Here is a 3,370-nt window from a genome sequence, read left to right as displayed (position 1 = left end):
CAAATTTTAAAGCAGGCCGCACCGGCAACGAAATCCTAAAGCGATCCTTAAAACAGGCAAAATCCGAGGGGATCGTTCCGAGTATTTACACGCATCCGATTGGCTTTCACGGCCACGGAGCCGGACCCACAATTGGGCTCTGGGATCAGCAGGGCGGGGTGCCCGGAAAAGGCGACTACGAGCTGTTTTATAACACAGCACATTCGAACGAGTTGAATGTGCAAGTTGCCATTCCTGAGTGGAATAACAAGAAGATTAGAATTATGTTAGAGCAGGATATTATTTTTACAAAAGAGGGCGTGCGGTTTATTGACGGCAGGCAGACGAGTTTGTATTTGATTCCTTAAAAAAATAAAAAAAGGCGAAGAATCATCCTCGCCTTTCAAAATTTCCAGAAGTTGTGTTTTCTAATTTAGTCAGTGCCCTCTTCAGCTTTAACCGCTTCAATTTCCAGAGTGATTTTGATTTCGTTACTGACAACCAGACCGCCGCTGTCGAGAGTTTTACTCCAGGAAACGCCGTAGTCATGACGGTTAATTGTCAAGCTGGCTTCGAGGCCAATTCGCGTTCCCATTGCCTTAACGGGTCCCACTAAAGTAAATGGAATTGTGACCTCTTTCGTTACGCCGTGGATGGTTAAATCGCCAACCATTTTGTAACCATCATCTGTTTTCATAACACTTTTGCTTTTAAAAGTAATTTCAGGGTGTTTTTCAACATCAAAAAAATCAGCGCTTTTTAGATGATTGTCGCGTCTTTCATTATCCGTTGAAATACTGGCGGTTTTAATAGTCACGTTAACCGAGGATTTGCTGATATCTTTTTCATCCAAAATAATGACCCCGGAAAACTCCTTAAACTGACCTTTGGTATTGCTGATTACCAGATGCTTAGCCGTGAACCCCACAGATGAATGGACCACATCGATTTCATATTTATCCCCGGCAAAAGCAAAGCTTGCAATTAGAAAAGTCAGCAAAACGGTTAAAATAATACTTTTGTTACGCATGTTACCTCCTTAAAATAATGATTTGGTGTTTGTGATGAGTCACTTTTTTTAAAGCGTGTTAATTTAATTAAAAAAATCAAACAAAAGCAAGCAGATTTTATTCCGAGAAACTTCATTATGCCGAAAAACATTTGTTTCAGGTTTAAGGATCGGTTGATCTTCAAATAAATATTATTTAATTTAATGACCAGAATATTTTTTGGGTTACGGATTAAACGCGTTGAAACACAGATTGGGAAAAATAAATGCCTGATATCAAACTCGACGAGATCGATCTGAAAATTCTGAAAACCCTGCAAAACAACGGACGAACCAAACGAAATAAGTTGGCCGAGGAAGTTAAACTGTCCATTCCGTCTGTGAGTGAACGTTTGCGTAAGCTCGAAGAGTCCGGCGTCATTCGCGGCTATCACTCTGTGCTCGACGCGCGAAGTGTCGGTTTGGAAGTCACTGCTTTTATTTTTTTGACCACAGAGTCTTCCAAATTTTATGCGAAAATCATCGAACGGGCGAAGGAACATGAAGAAATCCTCGAATGCCACGCTATCACAGGTGACGGTTCACACATTTTAAAAATCCGTACTGAAAGCACAGAGACTTTGGAAAACCTGCTCTCTAAAATTCAGGCATGGCCGGGCGTAGTAAACACACGAACGGATGTTGTGCTTTCCAGCCCCAAAGAGACCAATGTGCTGCCATTGAGTCAATTGAAGAATAAATTATGACTGATTTATTTGATGAGCATATTATAAAAATCGACTTTTCGACCCCGCCTCCAGCATCTGCTCTGGACACCTGTCACCTCGTCGAACCAACCCGGATCATAATCACTTTTGTTCGGAAAGTCGCGATTGTGATCTACGCTTGAGATCCTCATGAACTCCATGCTTCAGATAAAGCTCATCATAGCGCCTCGCTTCAGTCTCATTTCCAAGTTTCCAATAGACGGTGGCGAGATGGAACATCGCTACTGAGTAGCCTGGATCATGCTTCAGTACGTTTTTGAAAAGTAAAGCACTCCGTGACCAATCATGGGCAGAGGTGCCATCGCGGTAAGCGTAGGCCAGGTTAAAATTTCCCTTGACGTGTGCCGGAGTGACCTGAAGAAGCTCCTCGTAGTATTTGATCGCTTCCGTCCTGTTGCCAAGCTTCTGATGAGAGAAAGCCAGATTGAACAGTAAATCTGGATCTTTTGCATACTCCTGGTATGCTTCTGTAAAACTTGCAACGGCTTCGGAATAGTTGCCCGCAGATATCTGCTGGAAACCTTGCTCAAAGTGGGAGTCCAGATCTTCGGGCCTCTGGGGGGTGAGACGGTTTAGCCTTTCTTGCGCCCAGGCTTGCGACGGCTCTAACTCGACGAGTTTCTGGTAGGCCTGGCGTGCGTCCCGTGGCTTTCCCTGCCTTTCGTAGAACTCACCGAGCAAGCGGTAACCTTTTAAATAGTTCGCACGGAGACGGATTGCCCAGAGGTATTCTTTTTCTGCGTCTTGAATCCGGCCATTTTTCTCCAGGCCATAAGCCAGGTACAAATGCGCTTCCGGCAAGTCCGGCCACAATTCAACCGCCTGGCGAAGATGAAAAATCCCTTCCTGGAAAGCCTCTCGCCTGATATAAGCCAGGCCCAGGTTGATATGAGAATATGCGCCTGGAAAAAGCTCGACTGCCTTTTTGAATTGCTCGAACGCCTCGTCTGAGCGCCCTTCGTCTTCGAGGGCAAGACCATAGTTCATGTGAGCTCGCCAGGTGCCGTCGTTCAAGGCGGCGTCTTGCCAAAGGGTGAAGTCAGATGCCCAAACTTCATTTCTTGCTCTCGTGGTCAGAGCAAGAAGCCCCCATATTGTGAACACTAATAGAGTGACCAGGACTTTTCCCGAGCGAGGTCCGATGGCCAAGTCAGATATGCGAACAGGGAACGTCTCCCGCAACCATGCAAAGAACAAAGCTGCCAGTGTCGAGATTCCCGCCATCGAAATATATGCACGATGCTCGTTTACTAACTGCGGCAAGATGCCTAAATAAGTTGTAACCAGCAGACACATGGGGAACCAGAGGGTCCAGAAAACGGCGGCACGGTGTCGCCGCATTCTAAAAAGCAGAACTCCAATGACGAGTAACACCAAAACGGAAAACGCCACACTGCCTTCAAAAAGGGAATGTGAAAGAGGAAACTCGGGATCGACATTGAGGCTTGTTGGAAAAAAAGCGTGTTTAAGGTAGTAAAGAACGAGGGCCTTTGTCTGAGTTAGATAGTGGATCATAATTGAACGCGCAGGTGAATAAAATGGTGTGGCAAGCAGCAACTGCCTGATACCCAGGGCAAAGAGGGTCAGCCCCCAAAATGGCAAGTGTTTGCGTAGC

4 protein-coding genes are annotated in these 3,370 nt (G+C 45.5%); 2 read left to right on the top strand and 2 right to left on the bottom strand.

The features are described from left to right. Positions 1–347 (top strand): Xaa-Pro aminopeptidase (locus IH879_20720; GenBank protein ID MCH7677353.1); only part of this gene is annotated, 347 nt, incomplete at its 5' end. A gap of 65 nt (positions 348–412) precedes the next feature. On the opposite strand, the gene IH879_20715 is transcribed toward IH879_20720, so the two are convergent. After that, complete coding sequence (locus tag IH879_20715; GenBank protein ID MCH7677352.1) at positions 413–1,009, bottom strand: polyisoprenoid-binding protein; 597 nt, start codon at positions 1,007–1,009, stop codon at positions 413–415. Between the two features lie 245 nt (positions 1,010–1,254). Here IH879_20715 and IH879_20710 point away from each other — a divergent pair, with 245 nt between their 5' ends. Further along, positions 1,255–1,734, top strand: a complete 480-nt coding sequence (locus IH879_20710) for an Lrp/AsnC family transcriptional regulator (GenBank protein ID MCH7677351.1) — start codon at positions 1,255–1,257, stop codon at positions 1,732–1,734. A 102-nt stretch (positions 1,735–1,836) separates the two neighbouring features. Here the strand turns inward: IH879_20710 and IH879_20705 are convergent. Next, a partial coding sequence (locus tag IH879_20705) for a tetratricopeptide repeat protein (protein ID MCH7677350.1) occupies positions 1,837–3,370 on the bottom strand: 1,534 nt, incomplete at its 5' end.

The sequence above is a fragment of the candidate division KSB1 bacterium genome (assembly GCA_022562085.1).
In the GTDB taxonomy this organism is placed as follows: Bacteria; Zhuqueibacterota; Zhuqueibacteria; order Oceanimicrobiales; family Oceanimicrobiaceae; genus Oceanimicrobium.
This window is presented reverse-complemented; position numbering and strand designations above follow the sequence as displayed.